This is a genomic window from Streptomyces sp. KR55 (assembly GCF_052245645.1).
In the GTDB taxonomy this organism is placed as follows: Bacteria; Actinomycetota; Actinomycetes; order Streptomycetales; family Streptomycetaceae; genus Streptomyces; species Streptomyces flavusporus.
The window spans coordinates 1-1,376 of sequence record NZ_JBQQCE010000903.1 but is presented as its reverse complement, the minus strand read 5'-3'; the positions used below and the strand labels follow the sequence as shown (position 1 = coordinate 1,376).

Here is a 1,376-nt window from a genome sequence, read left to right as displayed (position 1 = left end):
AGATCCCGGCGGGCGGCCCCGAGCCGGTCGTCCGGCCGGACGGGCCGACCCCGGGGTCGGTGGCGCGGGCCGGCGGCGGCGGGAACTACCTCTACAACGAGATCGCCTACCGGGCGACGCTGCTACGGGACCGACTGGGGCTGCACGACACACTGCCGGGCGGGCATGTGCACACGCCGGTGCTGCAGTTCGGGGCGGGCAACACCGATCCGGCGACGGGTGCGGTGACCGACCCGGAGTTCGTACGGAACCGGCTGGACATCATCGCGCAGGTACGGGCGATCGTGGTGGCCGCGGCGAACGCAACGTCTGCTTGAGGTTCGCGCCCGAGTTTCGCCGAGTGTCACTGACCGGCGTCGGCTCGCGGCGCCGGTTCGTCCTCGGGTTCCTCCACGATCTCCTCGCCCCGCAGCTCCCGTGCCAGCAGTGTCGCGCCCGCAACCGCCCCCGGCATCAGGAAGACGGCGACGAAGGGGACCAGGAAGGCAAGGCCGAGTGGGGTGCCGAAGCCCCAGATCAGGGACTTGCGGGAGCGGAGGAGGGCGAGGCGGTCGCGGAGGACGACGCCGCGGCGCTGGAGGGCGACGGAGGTGAGTTCCTCGGTGAGGAAGAAGCCGGTGACGAAGAAGCCGATCACCGGGACGGCCGTCTGGCCGAACACCGGGATGAACCCGAGGGCGAACAGCAGCACGCCCCACAGGGCGGCCCGGAGGACGATGCGGATGCTGTCCCGGGCGGAGATCCACAGTTCCCTGTACAGGGGCAGGCCGGACTCGGGGGCGGTGCCGTCCGGGGAGACGTCACGGTCGACCGACTCGGAGAGGCTCTCGTAGAAGGGCTGCCCGATGAGCAGCGTGACCGCGGTGAAGGTGAGGACCGCGAGCAGCAGGGACAGGGCGAACAGAACGGCCGTGAGGAAGCCGCGGAAGAGGCCCGGCCAGGGGCTCGACCAGTCGTCGGCGAACGGGGTCGCCCAGGCGACGAAGTCCTCGCCCCACAGCGCCAGCGCCACCAGGGCCGCCGCGTACAGGACCAGTGTGATCAGGCCGGGGAGCAGCCCGAAGCCGTACTGCTTGCCGTGCCGGGCCACCCATCGCTGGCCCTTCAGGAGACAGCGGAAGCCCACCCCAAGATCGCGCATGGGGGAACTCTAGCCGGTGCTTTCCGGCCGCCCGGGACCCGGCCGCCGTCGTCCCGCAGGCGGGTGGTTTCCCATCGCCCAGGACCCAGCCCTCGTCGTCCCGCAGGCGGGTGGTTTCCGGCCGCCGGGACCCAACTGTCCTCGTCACACAGCCGTTACACTCACCACAACCCCCGGCTCCGCCGCCGGCGACACCGCCGCCGAGACGCGTACCGCCACCGCCCGGGCGATCCGG

1 protein-coding gene and 1 pseudogene are annotated in these 1,376 nt (G+C 71.9%); one reads left to right on the top strand and one right to left on the bottom strand.

The annotated features are described in order from the left end of the window. Positions 1–317: pseudogene (locus ACTWQJ_RS51400) on the top strand (pyroglutamyl peptidase); the annotation flags it as partial. A 26-nt stretch (positions 318–343) separates the two neighbouring features. Here ACTWQJ_RS51400 and ACTWQJ_RS51395 read toward each other — a convergent pair. Then, positions 344–1,141, bottom strand: coding sequence for an EI24 domain-containing protein (locus ACTWQJ_RS51395; protein WP_443313204.1), 798 nt, complete (start codon positions 1,139–1,141; stop codon positions 344–346). Between the last annotated feature and the right edge of the window lie 235 nt (positions 1,142–1,376).